This window comes from Massilia sp. CFBP9012 (assembly GCF_034045115.1).
Classification (GTDB): domain Bacteria; phylum Pseudomonadota; class Gammaproteobacteria; order Burkholderiales; family Burkholderiaceae_D; genus Telluria.
Map to the genome: position 1 here is coordinate 277,909 of NZ_JAXCWM010000005.1, position 17,614 is coordinate 295,522.

The window sequence follows — 17,614 nt, forward strand, 5'->3', positions numbered from 1 at the left end:
GGCCGGGCGCCATGGCTCAGCGCGCAATCCGATGCTGCAGCAACCGCAAACTCCCCACCGGCCCGACGATCTCCAGCACATGCTCGCGCACCGCGACATTGATCGCGCCTTCTTGCCCGCGCAGCCATGGGCGCGGGCGGAAGTAGCGGATGCTGGTGCTGTCGGCAGCAGTGCGCCGGTAGCCCAGCGTGCCGAGCGCTTCGTCGAGCGTGTTGATCATGTAGTGGGCATCGAAGCGGGTGCGCATCTCGAAGCGGCCAGGCCCGAGCATATACACCGGCAGCAAGCCGCCCAGGATGGCCGGCAGCACCAGGAAGGGCAGCGGCGTGCCGGGGTCGATCAGGTGCAGCGCCAGCACCAGCAGCGGCAGGCCGCCCATCAGGGTCAGCGCCCAGGGCAGGGACTGGCGCCAGGTGTCGATGCGCCGTAGAAATCCGGGCCGCTCCCGGACGCGCACGATCTCTGAAAACGTCACACTTTTCATGGTGATCTCTCCCTCACAGCATCTTGTGCAACGGTCCATGTTGGCCTGTACTTAAACTGACGCAACACCCCATTCAGCCTGGTAATTGATCTGCATCGACTCACACATTGTGACGAGCGCCACCAGGCCGGTGCTTGACTCCACGCAAACACGCATCCTTTGCGAACAGGTTCTCATATTGGCAACACTTGCCGCGCACAGGTGAATATCGTTGCTCGCAGGCCTCATAACGAAACAAGCCGCACGGTGTGCGGCTTGTCGAGGTGCATCTTATTGGCTGCGGCGGAACAGCCTGAAGCGCTCGTCGCGGTCGGAGGCGCGCCGGCCTTCCCACAGCGGGATCGTGTTGCGCACGCCCCATTTGCGCAGCAGCGCGCGGTCGTTGCGGTTGCGCAGGCTGTCTTGCAGCAGCACATAGTCGCACTTGTCGCCGGCCAGGCTCACGAAGGGCAGGCGTCCGTAATAGGCCAGCGAAGCGCGCTGGGCCGGGCCGACATTGGTCTCGATGCAGTCGGTGTCGGCCGGCAGGCGCGCCGCGATCTGCTGGGCCACGCCGGCGTAGCTCTTGCCGTAGTTCAGGTCAGGCAGGAACAGCGTCATCAGGAGCACCCACAGCAGGATCAGGCCGCCCGACGACAGCACCACCGCGCGCCACAGCACCGATGGCTGGCGCGACAGGCGCCAGTGCACCAGCACGACCCAGCCCACGCTGGCGGCGGCCGCCACTGTGAAGGTGACGATGCCGATTTCGGGCGTGAAACCGGGCACCAGCTTGAGCGCGTTCTTGGCCAGCTGGGCCGGCCAGCCGGTCAGCTTGGCGATCCAGAACAGCCAGATGGTGGCGCCCAGCATGGTCAGCACCATCACCGAGAACCAGTCGATGGCGTTGATCGCGCCGCGCTTCATGGTCGGCAGGCCGAAGGCGGCCATCAGGGCCAGCGGCGGCAGCATCTTGAGGAAGTCGCTGTTCTCGGGCACCGGGTCGCACAGCAGCTGCAGCACCAGGGCCAGGAAGAAGAACACCGGCAGCACGATGTGCAGCATCTGCTGCTGGCGGCGCCAGGCCCAGACCGCCCAGAGCGCGAATGGCCAGGCCGGCCAGAAGAACCAGACGCCCGTGCGGAAGAAGGTCTTGACCGCAACCCAGCCGGGCAGGCCGAACTGCGCCCCGTTCCAGGCCAGCCAATCGGCCACCGGCGGCAGGCCATACGGCTGCACGATGATGGCAGGCAGGATCCACACCATGGTCAGGCCGACGCCGACGCCGGCCGCCACCAGCAGGTGGCGCAGCGCCTGGCCGGCGGGCATGTCGAGGTAGCGGGTGCAGGCGAACAGGGCCACGATCAGCACCAGCGGCGGCAGGAAGCCCTGGGTTAGCGTCAGGGCGCCCAGGGCGAGGCCGACCAGCACCGCGTTGCGGGTGCTGGTGTGCTCGACGTAGCGCACGGCGCGGTACAGGAAATAGGCCAGCAGCGCGCCCTGCAGGGTGGCGGCCAGGGTCAGGTGGCTTTGCAGCAGCAGGCCCAGGCTGCCGAGATAGATCAGGACGGCGGTGTCGCCCAGCGTGCGGCCGTAATCGTCGGGCTCGGGCTGGCCGCCGAAGGCCAGGCGCAGCGGCTGCGCCTCGGCGCGCCGTCCAAGATGGAAGGCGGTGTACCACAGCGACATCGTGCCCAGCGCGAAGATGGCGATGGTCGAGACGCGCGCGGCCAGCACGTCGCCCAGGATCCAGCCGAACAGCTTGATGCAGATGGCGCCCAGCCAGAAGGCCAGCGGGCCCTCGTCGACGCTGGCCAGGCCGGCGATGTTCGGGTACAGCCAGTCATCCAGGCCGCCATGCGCCATGGTCCACATGATGCCGAAGCTGCCGGCGTCTTCCTTCCACAAATCGCGGCCGATGATGCCGGGCAGGATGTACAGCATGCCCAGCGCGAGCAGGGCCCAGCGGGGCAGCGCCAGGGTGGCGGCGGCGGGAAGACGGACTGGTTTCATCGGCAAATCGGATGGATGGAATAACTGCTTAGTATAGCTGCGAAAAAAAAAGAAGCCGCTGAGGCGGCTTCTTTGACGAAGCCCGGAGGCTTCGAAGAATCTACTGCGGCAATTAGCCGTTGGCGACCGAGGTCTTCGAGCCGACTGCGCCGAACTTCTGGCGGAATTTTTCGACGCGACCAGCGGTGTCGACGATCTTGTGCTTGCCGGTGAAGAACGGGTGCGACTCAGCCGACACCTCGATCTTGATCAGTGGGTAGTCTTTACCTTCGTGATTGATCGTTTCGCGGGTGTTGATGGTCGAACGGGTGATGAATTTGAAGTCGCACGACAGGTCGTGGAAGACGACTTCGCGGTAATCTGGATGGATATCGGTCTTCATGGTATTGCTTTCTATTGAGTTGGTAGCCAAACAGCACTTCGGCGGTCGTCCTGCTTCTTGACCCGATTGCCGATCACTTGCCAGGGGTTGGACTGAACCGGAGATTATAAATTGGTTTTGCGTGGCAGGCAAACTATACACATTCCATTGTCGCCCTATCGACGTCGTTCCCGCGGAGGCGGGAACCCAAGTCTGCATGCGCCGTGACGACGTTTGACTTGGCCGGCAGCGCAAAAACCTTAGGTTCCCGCCTGCGCGGGAACGACGGGCGGGCGATATCGGCGGAATGGCGTTAGCGATACTCACATAACAAAACAAAAAAGCGGCCCGCAGGCCGCTTTCGCGCGATCGACGCAGGCGGATCAACCGCCGCGGCGCATCATGTCGAAGAACTCGACATTGTTCTTGGTCGCGCGCATCTTGTCGAGGATGAACTCCATCGCCTCGATCTCGTCCATCGAGTACAGCAGCTTGCGCAGGATCCAGATTTTCTGCAGCTGGTCGGGCTTGATCAGCAGCTCTTCGCGGCGGGTGCCCGATTTGTTCAGGTTGATCGCCGGATAAACACGCTTCTCGGCCAGGCGGCGCTCCAGGTGCACCTCCATATTGCCGGTGCCCTTGAATTCTTCGTAGATCACGTCGTCCATGCGCGAGCCGGTCTCGATCAGCGCGGTCGCGACGATGGTCAGCGAGCCGCCTTCCTCGACGTTACGGGCTGCGCCGAAGAAGCGCTTCGGACGCTGCAGCGCGTTGGCGTCGACACCACCGGTCAGCACCTTGCCCGAGGCCGGGATCACGGTGTTGTAGGCGCGCGCCAGGCGGGTGATCGAGTCCAGCAGGATGACCACGTCCTTCTTCATTTCGACCAGGCGCTTGGCTTTCTCGAGCACCATCTCGGCAACCTGCACGTGGCGGGTGGCCGGTTCGTCGAAGGTCGAGGCGACGACTTCGCCGCGCACCGAACGCTGCATCTCGGTCACTTCTTCCGGACGTTCGTCGATCAGCAGCACGATCAGGGTCACGTCGGGGTGGTTCGCGGTGATCGCATGCGCGATGTGCTGCAGCATGACCGATTTGCCGGACTTCGGCGACGCCACCAGCAGGCCGCGCTGGCCCTTGCCGATTGGCGAGATCAGGTCGACGATGCGGCCGGTGATGTTCTCGGCGCCGTTCATGTCGCGCTCCAGGCGCAGCGGCTCGTTCGGGTGCAGCGGGGTCAGGTTCTCGAACAGGATGCGGTGCTTCGACGCTTCCGGCGATTCGCCATTGACCTTGTCGACCTTGACCAGTGCAAAGTAACGCTCGCCGTCCTTCGGCGTACGCACTTCACCTTCGATCGAGTCACCCGTATGCAAGTTGAAACGACGGATCTGCGACGGCGAGATATAGATGTCGTCGGTCGAAGCCATATAGCTCGCGTCCGGCGAGCGCAGGAAACCGAAACCGTCCGGCAGCACCTCGAGGGCGCCGTCGCCGAAGATCTGCTCGCCCTGCTTGGCGCGCTTCTTCAGGATCGCGAACATCAGTTCCTGTTTGCGCAGGCGGGCTGCGTTGTCGATGTCGAGGCCGATTGCCATTTCCAGCAGCGCGGAAACGTGCATCGCCTTCAGTTCAGATAAATGCATGTGTGTGGGTGACCCGTGACGGGTGAATTAGGTAGGGGAGGGGACTGCGTGGGTTAATCGAGGCGGGAGGGTGACTCCCGGCCAATATTGTGACTGCGTGGCGACTGCGCGGGCGCGCCGTCGCCGCTATATTACTTGTATCAGATGTTGCTGTCGATGAAAGCGGTCAGCGGACCCTTGGCGACTGCGCCGACTTTCTGGGCTGCAACCTGGCCATTCTTGAACAGGATCAGGGTCGGGATGCCACGGATGCCGAACTGGGCCGGCACGGCCTGGTTCGCATCGACGTCCATCTTGGCGATCGTGATCTTGCCTGCGTATTCCTTGGCTACTTCTTCCAGGATCGGGGCAATCATCTTGCAAGGACCGCACCACTCGGCCCAGAAATCGACCAGCACCGGCTGCTCGGACTTGAGCACGTCGGCTTCGAAGGATGCATCGCTGATGTGTTTGATGTTTTCGCTCATGGTTTCCTCAATGTGAGGTAAGAATCGTTATTAACGCCTTGAGACTAGTCATGCGGAATGTCTCGACCGGCTACCGTGTGTACTGCCTTGCCAAATATTGCTGCTACACAATGGTGGAGGCACTGTGTGCGAATTTCAATATTGGAAGAACGGCTAGAGGGTGTCAGGCGGGGAATGAGGCGAATAATACCCCATTTTTTTAAAAAGTGTTCGGGGCTTTGTACAAAATCTCAACATGCCAGCGCATGGCGCAATTGCTGGGGCATGAGAGGCTTGCGGAACGAGCCTACCACCCGCAGGCCGAGGGCGCGCGCCAGTTCGGCGGCCGCCTCGCGCACCTCGTCCTCGAGGGCCGACAGCAGGATCACCTTGCCGGCATAGCCCAGGCTGGCCGCGGCCTGCAGGAACTCGATGCCGTCCATCTCGGGCAGCACCAGGTCGCAGATCAGGACGTCGGGCATGGCTTCGTCGAGCCGGGCCAGGGCCTGGCGCGCATCGAGTTCGAGGACGATCTCGCACGGCCCGCAAGCGGCCAGCATCTCGCGCATCACCTCCAATAGCAGATGGTCGTCGTCGAGCACCAGCACGCGCAGTAGCGCGGAAGGCGAGTCGATGGCGTCGGGAGGCATGTTCGTCATTATCTGGAATGGGTAGATCGACGGCCATTATCGCGAAAAACTGGCAAGCCGGGTTGTCCGAATCTGTATTTATTTATCAAACGCTGCCCGTGAAGCGCGCCAGGTGCCCCGGATGCCACATGGTGGCCACCGACGCCACACGGCCGGCCGAGGTGGTGCGCCGGTGCAGCACCAGGCACGGGGCGCCGGCCTTGACCGCCAGCAGGCGCGCCTCTTCCTCTGGCGCCGGCTGGGCCTCTATCGTATAGGTGGCCCCCTGCAGCGGCGCCGTCGCCATCAGGTGCTCGTTGGGCGTGATGCGGGAAAAATCCTGCTCCAGGTAAGCCGGGGCGCAGACCGGGTTGACCCAGCGGTCTTCGAGCTGGACCGGCGCCTCGTTCTCGAAGTGGACGATCAGCGAGTGGAACAGGGTGGCATCCGGCTCCAGGTCGAACTCGGCGGCCAGCGTGTCGTCGGCGCTTCTTGCCTCCAGCGCCAGCACGCGGCTGGTGTGCAGCTTGCCGCGCGCGCGGATCTCGTCGGCGATATTGCGGATCTCGACCAGCGTGCCCTGGTACTTCTGGGGGGCGACATAGGTGCCCGAGCCCTGGCGCCGCACCAGCACCTGCTCGGCGGTGAGTTCGCGCACGGCGCGGTTGACGGTCATGCGCGATACGCCGAACTGGCGCACCAGCGCCTGCTCCGAGGGCACCAGTTCGCCTTCCTTCCAACGGCCGGAAGCGATTTCGCCAACCAGGTAATCCTTGATCTGCTGGAAAATGGGCGACTTTTCCTGCATGCTCTCTTGCGCGGTCTGTGCTTCCAAACTCAATCTCCGAATGCCTGGCCTCTGGGACCCAAGCCCGATTCTAGCACCGCGATTCGAAAGCAAGACCCGGAGTGCGGCCTGGCGGCGGCGGCTTCAGGATGGCGCTATTGCTGAAGGAGGACACCATCATGACGACAACGGATCGGAACGACATCGACAGTATCGGCGACGATGCGCGCTGGGACGCCGTGCAGCGGCGCGATGCCGGCGCTGACGGCAGTTTCTATTATTCGGTGCGCACCACCGGCGTTTATTGCCGGCCCTCGTGCCCGTCACGTGCTGCCCGCCGCGCCAACGTCGCCTTCCATGCCAGCAGCCAGGCGGCCGAGGCGGCGGGCTTCCGGCCCTGCCTGCGCTGCGCGCCGCATCTGCCGCCGCTGGCCGAGCGCCAGCGCGAGGCGGTGGCGCGCGCCTGCCGCCTGATCGAGGAAGCGGAGGAGGAACCCGACCTGGATACCCTGGCCCAGGCCGCCGGCATGAGCCGCTTTCACTTCCACCGCGTGTTCAAGTCCCAGACCGGGATCACGCCCAAGGCCTATGCCGCGGCCAGGCGCGGCGCCCGGGTGCGCCAGGAACTGGAGGGGGGCGCCTCGGTCACCGACGCCCTGTACTGCGCCGGCTATGGCTCCAGCGGGCGCTTCTATGCGGCGTCGAACGAGGTGCTGGGCATGCAGCCGTCGAATTACCGCGCCGGCGGGCAGGGCGAGACGATCCGCTTTGCCGTGGCCGAATGCTCGCTGGGCGCGATCCTGGTCGCGGCCACCGGGCGCGGCATCTGCGCGATCCTGATGGGCGACCAACCGGAACCGCTGGTGGAAGACCTGCAGGCGCGCTTTCCCAAGGCCGAGCTGCGCGGCGCCGAAGAAGGCTTCGAGCGCACCGTGGCGCTGGTGATCGGCCTGGTCGAGCAACCGCGCATTGGCCTGGAGCTGCCGCTCGACGTGCGCGGCACCGCCTTCCAGCAGCGCGTGTGGCAGGCGCTGCGTGCGATTCCCTCGGGCCAGACCGTGACCTATGCCGAACTGGCCGAACGGGTCGGCGTGCCCGATGGCGCGCGCGCCGTGGCCGGCGCCTGCGCCGCCAATCCAGTGGCGGTGGCGATTCCCTGTCACCGCGTGGTGCGTACCGGCGGCGCGCTGTCCGGCTACCGCTGGGGGATCGAGCGCAAGCGCACGTTGCTCGAGCGTGAGGCAGAGCAGTGACCGTCATCGATTGGGACGACGTCGGCGTCCAGCTCGACGCCGCCGGCTGCGCCGTGATTCCGGGCCTGCTCGATGCGCGCCACTGCGCGCGCTTCATTGCCGCCTACGACGAGCCGCAGCGCTTTCGCAGCCGGGTGGTGATGGAGCGCCACGGCTTCGGCCGCGGCGAATACCAGTATTTCGGGTATCCGCTGCCGGAGCCGTTGGCCGCGCTGCGCGCCAGCCTGTATCCGCCGCTGGCGCGCATCGCCAACCGCTGGCAGGCGGCGCTCGGGCTGGATGTGCGCTTCCCAAGCGACCACGCCGATTTCCTGGCGACGTGCCACGCGGCCGGCCAGCTGCGTCCGACGCCGCTGCTGCTGCGCTACCGCGCCGGCGACTACAACTGCCTGCACCAGGACCTGTATGGCGAGCAGGTGTTTCCGCTGCAGGTGGCGGTGCTGCTGTCGCGGCCCGGCGAAGACTTCGATGGCGGCCAATTCGTGCTCACCGAGCAGCGGCCGCGCATGCAGTCGCGCGCCGAAGTGGTGAGCCTCGATCAGGGCGACGCCGTCGTCTTCGCCGTCAACCAGCGGCCGGTGCAGGGCACGCGCGGCGTCTATCGGGTGGCGATGCGGCATGGCGTCAGCCGGGTGCGGCAGGGCCTGCGCCATACCCTGGGGATCATCTTCCACGACGCCACCTGAAGGGCCGCCGCCCACGCATGCAGTACACTCTGTCGAACCGTGCCCACGAAGCGCGGAAACCCATTTCGGAGAGAGAAAAAAAGCATGCGCGCGCGCCAGATATCCCTGCAGTGTTCCCTACTCGTCCTGGCTGCCCTCGGCAGCCTGTCGGCACATGCCGATACCCTGATCGACAATGCCAACGGCTATACCCTGAACGGGAAAGGTGAGCTGGTCCAGTTCACCGCGATCGCCTTCGACGACAAGGGTCGCATCCTCGCCGTCGGCAGCGGCGCCGACGTCGCAGCGAAAGCGCCGAACGCGAAGCGCGTCGACATGGGAGGCCGCACCCTGCTGCCGGGCCTGATCGACGCCCATGGTCACGTGTTCGGCCTGGGCCAGCAACTGACCCAGCTTGACCTGTTCCACAGCACCTCGCTGGACGGCGCCCTGAAGTCGATCGGCGACTACGCGCGCGCGAACGCTGGCCATGAATGGATCCGCGGCCGCGGCTGGAACCAGGAAAACTGGAAGCTGGGCCGCTTCCCGACCGCGCAGGAACTCGACGGCGTTATCAAGGACCGCCCGGTATGGCTGGAGCGCGTCGACGGCCACGCCGGCTGGACCAATAGCCGCGGGCTGGCGCTGGCCGGCATCACGAAATCGACGCCGGACCCGGTCGGCGGCAAGATCGTGCGCGACGCCAACGGCGAGGCGACCGGCGTGCTGGTTGACACCGCCCAGGAACTGCTGACCAAGGTGCTGCCACAGCAGACCGAGGCCGAGGGTCGCCTGATGCTCGACCGCGCGCTGGCCGAACTGGCGCGCGTGGGACTGACCAGCGTGCACGACGCCGGCGTCGACGTGGCCCAGGACCGCCTGTACCGCGCCTATGCGGATCAGGGCAAGCTGACCACCCGCGTGTACGGCATGATCGCCGGCACCGACAAGGACTTCGACCAGCTGGCCGCCAAGGGCCCGCTGAAGGATTACGGCAACGGCATGTATGCGCTGCGTTCAGTAAAGCTGTATTCGGACGGCGCGCTGGGCAGCCGCGGCGCGGCCCTGATCAAGCCCTACAGCGACGAGTCGCATTCGCACGGCCTGTTGTTCTACAAGACCGCGCAGATGGATGCCATGATGGCCAAGGCCATGCGCCGCGGCTACCAGGTCAACGTCCACGCGATCGGCGACGCCGGCAACAAGCAGATTCTCGACATCTATCAAAAGGAACTGAAGGCGACGCAGAGCGGTGCGCAACGTCACCGCATCGAGCACGCCCAGGTCGTAACGCCCGCCGACATCCCGCGCTTCAAGACGCTGGACATCATCCCATCGATGCAGCCGACCCACGCGACCTCGGACAAGAACATGGCCGAGACCCGCATCGGGCCGGACCGCATCAAGGGCGCCTACGCCTGGCGCAGCTTCCTGCACCAGGGCTCGCGCATCGCCTGCGGTTCGGACTTCCCGGTCGAGTCGCCGAACCCGTTCTTCGGCATCCACGCCGCCGTCACGCGCCAGGATGCGCAGGGGCAGCCGGTGGCCGGCTGGTATCCGAACCAGGCGATGTCGCTCAAGGAAGCCTTCCGCTGCTTTACGCTCGATGCCGCTTACGCCGGGCACCAGGAAAAAGACCTGGGTTCGCTGGAGCCGGGCAAGCAGGCCGACTTCATCGTGATCGACCAGGACCTGTTCCGCATGCCGACCTATGACATTCACAAGACCGGCGTATTGGAGACGTGGGTAGCCGGCCGTCAGGTATTCAAGAAATGATTTGACGAGGTTGTATAGACAACCTAGACTTCAGAGCAGCTTTACGGCGCGCGCCGCTGGCGTGCGCCGTGTCACCGACCGAAGGAGCCGCCATGTCCCAAGATACCCGTCCCCTGGACGACCCGCGTTTCGACCCCGCCCGCGTCATCCAGGCCCCGCGCGGCAGCCAGCTCAGTTGCAAGAGCTGGCTGACCGAAGCCGCCTACCGCATGATCCAGAACAACCTCGACGCCGAGGTCGCGGAAAACCCGCAACGCCTGGTGGTCTATGGCGGCATCGGCCGCGCCGCCCGCAACTGGGAGTGCTATGACCAAATCCTGGCCTCGCTGCGCACACTCGAGGATGACCAGACCCTCCTGATCCAGTCCGGCAAGCCGGTCGGCGTGTTCCAGACCCACCCGGATGCGCCACGCGTGCTGCTGGCGAACTCGAACCTGGTGCCGAAATGGGCCGACTGGGAACACTTCAACGAACTCGATCGCAAGGGCCTGTTCATGTACGGCCAGATGACGGCCGGCAGCTGGATCTATATCGGCACCCAGGGCATCGTGCAGGGTACCTATGAAACCTTCGCCGAAGCGGGACGCCAGCACTTCGGCGGCGATATGGCGGGCCGCTGGGTGTTGACCGCGGGCCTGGGCGGCATGGGCGGCGCCCAGCCGCTGGCCGCCACCTTCGCCGGCGCCGTCTCGCTGACCGTCGAATGCCAGCAGAGCAGCATCGACTTCCGCCTGCGCACCCGCTACCTGGACAAGCAGGCGCGCGACATCGACGAGGCGCTGGCCATGATCCGCCAGCACAAGGACGCGCGCGACGCCATCTCGATCGGCCTGCTCGGCAATGCGGCCGAGGTGCTGCCGGAACTGGTGCGCCGCGCGAAAGAGGGCGGCCTGGTGCCGGACCTGGTCACCGACCAGACCTCGGCCCATGACCTGATCAACGGCTACCTGCCGATCGGCTGGAGCGTCGATCAGTGGAAGGCGGCGCAGCAGGATCCTACGCAGCACCCGCGCCTGAAGGCGGAAGCGGCGGCATCGTGCGCGATCCACGTGCGCGCCATCCTCGACTTCAAGGCGCTTGGCGCCCATGCCGTCGACTACGGCAACAATATCCGCCAGGTGGCCAAGGACGAGGGCGTGCGGGATGCCTTCGACTTTCCGGGCTTCGTGCCGGCGTATATCCGGCCGCAGTTCTGCGAGGGCCGCGGCCCGTTCCGCTGGGTGGCACTGTCGGGCGACCCGGAAGACATCCATAAAACCGATGCCAAGATCAAGGAACTGTTCCCGCACGACGCGCGGGTGCACCGCTGGCTCGACATGGCAAACGAACGGATCGCCTTCCAGGGCCTGCCGGCGCGCATCTGCTGGCTGGGCCTGGGCGAGCGCCACCTGGCCGGCCTGGCCTTCAACGAGATGGTGCGCACGGGCGAGTTGAAGGCGCCGATCGTGATCGGCCGCGACCACCTGGACACCGGCTCGGTGGCCAGCCCGAATCGTGAAACCGAGGCCATGCGCGACGGCACCGATGCGGTGTCCGACTGGCCGCTGCTGAACGCCTTGCTGAACACGGCCGGCGGCGCCACCTGGGTCTCGCTGCACCATGGCGGCGGCGTGGGCATGGGTTACTCGCAGCATTCCGGCGTGGTGATCGTGGCCGACGGCACCGACGCCGCAGCCAAGCGCCTGGCGCGGGTGCTGGTGAACGACAGCGCCTCGGGCGTGATGCGCCACGCCGACGCCGGCTATGACAGCGCCATCGACTGCGCCAAGCGCAATGGCCTGAACCTCCCAATGATCAAGTAACGCGAGCACAAGCTGATGAACGACACCAATAACTTCACCCTGCAACCAGGCCAGATGGCGCTCGCCGACCTGCGCGCCATGTGGGCCGCGCGCCAGCCTTTGAGCCTGGCGGCCGACGCCTGGGACGCCATTGCGGCATCGGCCGCCACGGTCGATGCCATCGTCGCCAAGGGAGACCCGGCCTATGGCATCAACACCGGCTTCGGCATCCTGGCCAAGGCCCATATCCCGAACGACCAACTGGCTACCCTGCAGCGCAACCTGATCCTGTCGCACTCGGTCGGCACCGGCGAACTGCTGTCGGACACCATCGTGCGCCTGATCCTCTTGACCAAGATCGGCAGCCTGGCGCGCGGCTATTCGGGTGTGCGTCCGGTGATCGTCGAGACCCTGATCGCCCTGTACAACGCCAACATCATGCCGGCCATTCCCTGTCAGGGTTCGGTCGGCGCCTCGGGCGACCTGGCGCCGCTGGCCCATATGACGCTGGCGATGCTGGGCGTGGGCCCGGTGCGCCACAACGGCGTGCTGGTCGAGGCCAGCGACGCGCTGCGCGAGGCCGGCATCGAACCGGTGACGCTGGCGGCGAAAGAGGGCCTGGCCCTGATCAACGGCACGCAGGTCTCGACCGCGCTGGCGCTTCACGGCCTGTTCATGGCCGAACGCCTGCTGGAGGCCGCGATGGTCACCGGCTCGCTGTCGGTCGATGCCGCGCGCGGCAGCGATGCGCCGTTCGATCCGCGCATCCACGCGGTGCGCGGCCAGCCGGGCCAGATCGCGGCGGCGAAGATCTACCGCGAACTGGTGGCCGGCAGCGCCATCCGCGCTTCGCACCTGGTGGGCGACGAGCGGGTGCAAGACCCGTACAGCCTGCGCTGCCAGCCGCAGGTGATGGGCGCCGTGATGGACCTGATCGCCAATGCCGGCCGCACCCTGCTGATCGAGGCGAATGCGGTGACCGACAATCCCCTGCTGTTCGAGGGCGGAGAAATCATCTCTGGCGGCAACTTCCACGCCGAGCCGGTGGCCTTCGCCGCCGACACGCTGGCGCTGGCGATCGCCGAGATCGGCGCGCTGGCCGAGCGCCGCATCGCGCTGCTGATCGACGCCAACCTGTCCGGCCTGCCGGCCTTCCTGGTGCGCGAACCGGGCCTGAACTCCGGCTTCATGATCGCCCACGTGACCGCTGCCGCGCTGGCCTCGGAAAACAAGTCGCTGGCCCATCCGGCCAGCGTCGACAGCCTGCCGACGTCGGCCAACCAGGAAGACCACGTGAGCATGGCGACCTTCGCTGCGCGCCGTCTCGACCAGATGGCGCACAATACGGCGGTCATCGTCGGGATCGAACTGCTGGCAGCCGCCCAGGGGATCGAATTCCACCGCCCTTTGAAGAGTTCCGGGACGCTGGAATCGGTGCATGCCCAGCTGCGCCAGCAGGTCGCCCCTTACGATGCAGACCGCTTCTTCGCGCCCGATATCGAGGCCGCGCGCCAGCTGGTGGTCGATGGCGCGCTGTCGGCGTCGTGCAAGGAGTTGTTCACCGTGCTGCACCCGTAAACCTGTAACGGAGAGGAGTCGTGATGGAGTTCCGGTTCAAGGCAGGCAGGCTTCCCATGCTGGTATCGATGCCGCATGCGGGCACCGACATACCCGACGAGGTGGCGGACACGCTGGCGCCCTGCGCCGCGGCGCGCGCCGACACCGACTGGCATTTGCCGGAACTGTACGGCTTCCTGGAAGAGATGGGCGTCTCGACCATCTCGGCGCGCTGGTCGCGCTACCTGATCGACCTGAACCGCCCGCCGGAGAACACCAATCTGTATCCGGGCCTGGACACGACCGGCCTGTGCCCGCTCGACACCTTCGGGCGCGAGCGTCTGTACAAGGAGGGCATGGAGCCCGACCAGGCGGAGGTGCAGCGGCGCCTGGAACGCTATTGGCGGCCGTATCACGAGCAGCTACGCGCCGAACTCGATCGCCTGAAGGCCGAGCACGGCTGCGTGGTGCTGTGGGAAGCGCATTCCATCGCTTCTGTCGTGCCGCGCTTTTTCGAGGGCAAGCTGCCGGACCTGAACTTCGGCACCGCCGAAGGCAAGTCGTGCGGCCCGGGACTCGAGGAAGCCATCCTCGGCGTGGCGCGCGCCCAGGAGCGTTACACGATCGCCCTGAACGGCCGCTTCAAGGGCGGCCACATCACGCGCCACTACGGCCAGCCGTCGAACGGCGTGCACGCGATCCAGCTCGAGAAATGCCAGTGCCTGTACATGAACGAGGCGCCGCCGTTCGACTACCGTCCTGACGTCGCGGGCCAGCTGCAACCGCTGCTGCGCGATATGGTGGGCGCGGCGGTGAACTGGGTGCGTTCATGACGACCGCCCTGTTCGCGCGCCATGCGCTGCTGCCGCAGGGCTGGCGGCGCGACGTGCTGCTCGAATGGGATGCGCACGGCGACCTGACCCGGGTGGCGCCGGGCGCCACGGCGTCCCCCGGCACGAGGCAGGCGCAATACGTCTTGCCCGGCATGGTCAACCTGCATTCGCATGCCTTCCAGCGCGCGCTGGGCGGCCTGACCGAAGTCGCCGGCGACGGGCCGGACAGCTTCTGGACCTGGCGCGACCTGATGTACCGCTTCGCGTCCCGCATCACCCCAAGCCAGATCGAGGCCATCGCGGCCCAGCTGTTCGCCGAGTGCCTGCGCCACGGCTATACCTCGGTGTGCGAGTTCCACTACCTGCAGCGCGACGTCGATGGCGCCGCCTATGCGCGGCCGGCCGAGACGGCCGAGCGCGTGGCCGCGGCGGGGCAGGCGACCGGCATGGGACTGACCCTGCTGCCGGTGCTGTACAGCCACGCCGGCTTCGGTGAAAAGCCGCTGGCGCCGGCGCAGGCGCGCTTTCGCACGAACGTCGATGAGGTGCTCGGCATCGTCGAGGCGCTGTCGCCGCTGCGCAGCGGCCAGCTGGAAGTCGGCGCCGCGCCGCATTCGCTGCGCGCCGCCACCATCGGCCAGATCCGCGAACTGGCGGCCGGCCTGCCGGGCCGTCCGCTGCACATCCACATCGCCGAGCAGCAGGGTGAGGTGGAGCAGTGCCTGGCGCACGCGGGACGGCGACCGGTCGAGTACCTGATGGACCACATCGCGCTCGATGCGCGCTGGTGCCTGGTACACGCGACCCATTTGAACGACACGGAAGTCGCGGCGCTGGCAAGAAGCGGCGCGGTGGCCGGCCTGTGCCCGACCACCGAGGCCAACCTGGGCGACGGCCTGTTCCCGCTGGCGCCCTTCGTCGAAGCGGGCGGACGTTTCGGCATCGGCAGCGACAGCCATGTGTCGCAAAGCCCGGTGGAAGAGCTGCGCTGGCTCGAGTACGGCCAGCGCTTGCTGCACCAGAAGCGCAATGTGGCGTACACGCCCGCTCAGCGCGACGTGGCCGGCTTCCTGTGGCAGGCTGCGCTTGGCGGCGGCGCGGATGCGGCGGGGCGGCGCGTCGGGCGGCTCGAGGCCGGCAGCCGCGCCGACCTGCTGGTGCTGGACGACGATCATCCTAACCTCGATGGCATCATTGAGGCCGAAGTGCTCGGACGTGTTGTATTCTGTGGCAACGATAACCTGGTGCGCGACGTGCTGTGCGGCGGCCGCTGGGTGGTCGAGAACAGGCGCCACATGGCGCAGGAGGCGATCGCCGGGCGTTACCGGCAAGCGCTGAATCAGTTGCGCGCAGTGTCCCAGGAGGTGGCGAAATGACTGTCTTGATTCCATTTGCAGGCTTGTCCCCGGTGCCGTGGAAGAACGGCGGCGGCAGCACGATCGAGATCGCGATCGGCCCGCCCGACGCCGGCTTCGACGATTTCGACTGGCGCGTCAGCCTGGCGACCATTTCCGAGGACGGCGCGTTCTCGCAGTTCCCTGGCGTGGACCGCACACTGGCGCTGGTCGACGGCCATGGCCTGACCTTGCAGATCGACGGCGAACCGACCCTGATCAGCGACGCCGAACCCGTGATCGCGTTCGACGGCGCCTCGGAAGTGCAGGCCCGGCTCAATCGCGGGCCGACCCTGGACTTCAATGTGATGTCGCGCAGCGAGCGCTGCTGGCATCAGTTCGGGCGGCGGCGCCTGAGCGGCGACTCCACCTTCGTCGCGCGCGCCGAGGTGACGGTGCTGTTCCTGGCCGAGGGCGACAGCCTGCAACTGGCCAGCGACGACGAACGCATCGGCCTGGTGCGCTACGACGCCGTGATCCTCGACCAGGGCACGGTGTGGTCGCTGGAAGCGGGGCAGGCCACGATCTTCATCGTCGACGTCCATTATTATTCGGAGGACGACGACGAGGCGATGTATGACTGAAGGGAGCGCGGACCTGCTGTTCACCAACGTCCACCTGGCGACGATGGAGGACGGCTACGGCGAGCTGCTCGATGCCGCGCTGGCGGTGAAGGATGGCCGCATCGCCTGGATCGGCAAGCGCGCCGACGCCCCGCAGGCAAGCCGGGTGCACGATTGCGGCGGCGCCTGGATGACACCGGGCCTGGTCGACTGCCATACCCACGTGGTCCACGCCGGCAACCGCAGCAACGAGTGGGAAGCGCGCCTGAACGGCGCCACCTATGAAGACATCGCGCGCCAGGGCGGCGGCATCATGTCGACCGTGCGCGCCACGCGCGAGGCCAGTATCGACGACCTGGTCGCAGCCAGCCTGCCACGCGTGCGCGCCCTGCTGGCCGAAGGCGTGACCACGCTCGAGATCAAGTCCGGCTACGGCCTCGAACGCGGCGCCGAAGAACGCATGCTGCGCGCCGCGCGCCGCATCGGCGAGCTGCTGCCGGTGCGGGTAGCGACCACCTTCCTCGGCGCGCACGCGCTGCCGCCGGAATTCGCCGGCCGCCAGGACGACTACGTGACCGAAGTGTGCGAGCGCATGTTGCCGGCGCTGGCGGAGCTAGGCCTGGTCGACGCGGTCGACGCCTTCTGTGAACGGATCGGCTTTACCAGCGCCCAGACCGAGCGCGTATTCGAGGCCGCGCGCAAGCTCGACCTGCCGCTCAAGCTGCACGCCGAGCAGTTGTCGGACCAGGGCGGGGCGGAACTGGTGGCGCGCTATGAGGGCCTGTCGGCCGACCACCTGGAACACCTGAGCCCTCAGGGCATCGCGGCGATGGCGCGCGCCGGCACCGTGGCGGTGCTGCTGCCGGGGGCTTATTACTTCCTGCGCGAGACCGTGATGCCGCCGATCGAGGCGCTGCGCGAAGCCGGCGTGCCGATGGCGGTGGCCACCGACTGTAATCCCGGCACCTCGCCGATGACTTCGCTGCTGCTGGCGATGAATATGGCCTGCACCCTGTGGCGCCTGACGCCGCAGGAAGCGCTCCTCGGCGTCACCGCCTATGGCGCGCTGGCCCTGGGTCTGCAGGCCGAGATCGGCACCCTGACGGTTGGCAAGCGCGCCGACCTGGCCTTGTGGAAGATCGCCCGTCCCGCCGACCTGGCATATGCGATCGGCTTCAATCCCTGCGAGGCCGTGGTCAATGGCGGCGTGCTGCGCGCGCCGCATCTCCCTGCTTAGTCCGGCAACACTTGTCCCCTTGGCGCAACACCCGCAGTCACAGTGGGTAGGTGCTTGATCGCCGTCAAGCCTGGGTTTCGCGCCTGGTCGATGATGGATTCAAGACGCAATAAAGACCGGTAGTTACAGCGGCGGTTACAGCGGTAAGCAAATGTAAGCCTTAATGGATCATTAAGAATGGCCGACTATAGTCATTCATGTGATTCCCAT

16 protein-coding genes are annotated in these 17,614 nt (G+C 66.4%); 9 read left to right on the forward strand and 7 right to left on the reverse strand.

Annotation, left to right across the window (positions count from 1 at the left end; all coding sequences use genetic code 11):
* Positions 1-16: 16 nt before the first annotated feature.
* From SOM61_RS10305 to hutC, 7 genes are all read right to left on the reverse strand, one after another.
* Positions 17-484, reverse strand: coding sequence for a hypothetical protein (locus SOM61_RS10305; protein WP_320473998.1), 468 nt, complete (start codon positions 482-484; stop codon positions 17-19).
* A 270-nt stretch (positions 485-754) separates the two neighbouring features.
* A complete protein-coding gene (locus SOM61_RS10310) occupies positions 755-2,476 on the reverse strand; it encodes an ArnT family glycosyltransferase (RefSeq protein WP_320473999.1) in 1,722 nt (573 codons plus the stop codon).
* A gap of 112 nt (positions 2,477-2,588) precedes the next feature.
* Positions 2,589-2,858, reverse strand: coding sequence for a type B 50S ribosomal protein L31 (locus tag SOM61_RS10315; protein ID WP_320474000.1), 270 nt, complete (start codon positions 2,856-2,858; stop codon positions 2,589-2,591).
* A 362-nt stretch (positions 2,859-3,220) separates the two neighbouring features.
* Complete coding sequence (rho, locus tag SOM61_RS10320) at positions 3,221-4,483, reverse strand: transcription termination factor Rho (RefSeq protein ID WP_005665081.1); 1,263 nt, start codon at positions 4,481-4,483, stop codon at positions 3,221-3,223.
* A 140-nt stretch (positions 4,484-4,623) separates the two neighbouring features.
* On the reverse strand, positions 4,624-4,950 hold the full coding sequence (gene trxA, locus SOM61_RS10325; RefSeq protein WP_005665082.1) for a thioredoxin TrxA: 327 nt from the start codon (positions 4,948-4,950) through the stop codon (positions 4,624-4,626).
* Between the two features lie 230 nt (positions 4,951-5,180).
* Positions 5,181-5,588 carry a response regulator transcription factor gene (locus tag SOM61_RS10330; RefSeq protein WP_320474001.1) on the reverse strand — a complete coding sequence of 136 codons (408 nt, stop codon included), beginning with the start codon at positions 5,586-5,588 and terminating at the stop codon, positions 5,181-5,183.
* Between the two features lie 76 nt (positions 5,589-5,664).
* Positions 5,665-6,366, reverse strand: coding sequence for a histidine utilization repressor (gene hutC, locus SOM61_RS10335; protein WP_320474124.1), 702 nt, complete (start codon positions 6,364-6,366; stop codon positions 5,665-5,667).
* A gap of 158 nt (positions 6,367-6,524) precedes the next feature.
* On the opposite strand from hutC, the gene ada reads away from it, so the two are divergent.
* The 9 genes from ada (at position 6,525) to hutI (ending at position 17,404) form a co-directional block, all read left to right on the forward strand.
* Positions 6,525-7,598, forward strand: a complete 1,074-nt coding sequence (ada, locus tag SOM61_RS10340; RefSeq protein ID WP_320474002.1) for a bifunctional DNA-binding transcriptional regulator/O6-methylguanine-DNA methyltransferase Ada — start codon at positions 6,525-6,527, stop codon at positions 7,596-7,598.
* The gene (locus SOM61_RS10345) at positions 7,595-8,284 is read left to right on the forward strand and encodes a 2OG-Fe(II) oxygenase (protein ID WP_320474003.1); all 690 of its coding nucleotides are present in this window, start codon (positions 7,595-7,597) and stop codon (positions 8,282-8,284) included. Before ada ends, SOM61_RS10345 begins: the two co-directional genes overlap by 4 nt.
* A gap of 84 nt (positions 8,285-8,368) precedes the next feature.
* Complete coding sequence (locus SOM61_RS10350; protein ID WP_320474004.1) at positions 8,369-10,039, forward strand: amidohydrolase; 1,671 nt, start codon at positions 8,369-8,371, stop codon at positions 10,037-10,039.
* Positions 10,040-10,131: 92 nt separating this feature from the next.
* Positions 10,132-11,841: a urocanate hydratase gene (hutU, locus tag SOM61_RS10355; RefSeq protein WP_320474005.1), complete on the forward strand. Its 1,710-nt coding sequence runs from the start codon at positions 10,132-10,134 to the stop codon at positions 11,839-11,841.
* Positions 11,842-11,856: 15 nt separating this feature from the next.
* Positions 11,857-13,398: a histidine ammonia-lyase gene (gene hutH, locus SOM61_RS10360; RefSeq protein WP_320474006.1), complete on the forward strand. Its 1,542-nt coding sequence runs from the start codon at positions 11,857-11,859 to the stop codon at positions 13,396-13,398.
* Positions 13,399-13,421: 23 nt separating this feature from the next.
* The gene (gene hutG / locus SOM61_RS10365) at positions 13,422-14,210 is read left to right on the forward strand and encodes an N-formylglutamate deformylase (protein ID WP_320474007.1); all 789 of its coding nucleotides are present in this window, start codon (positions 13,422-13,424) and stop codon (positions 14,208-14,210) included.
* Entirely contained in the window at positions 14,207-15,586 is a 1,380-nt protein-coding gene (locus SOM61_RS10370) for a formimidoylglutamate deiminase (RefSeq protein ID WP_320474008.1), read from the forward strand. The genes hutG and SOM61_RS10370 overlap by 4 nt, the downstream gene beginning before the upstream one ends.
* Entirely contained in the window at positions 15,583-16,188 is a 606-nt protein-coding gene (locus SOM61_RS10375; protein ID WP_320474009.1) for a HutD/Ves family protein, read from the forward strand. The genes SOM61_RS10370 and SOM61_RS10375 overlap by 4 nt, the downstream gene beginning before the upstream one ends.
* Positions 16,181-17,404 (forward strand): imidazolonepropionase, encoded by a 1,224-nt coding sequence (gene hutI / locus SOM61_RS10380; protein WP_320474010.1) that lies wholly within the window; start codon positions 16,181-16,183, stop codon positions 17,402-17,404. The genes SOM61_RS10375 and hutI overlap by 8 nt, the downstream gene beginning before the upstream one ends.
* Positions 17,405-17,614: the final 210 nt, after the last annotated feature.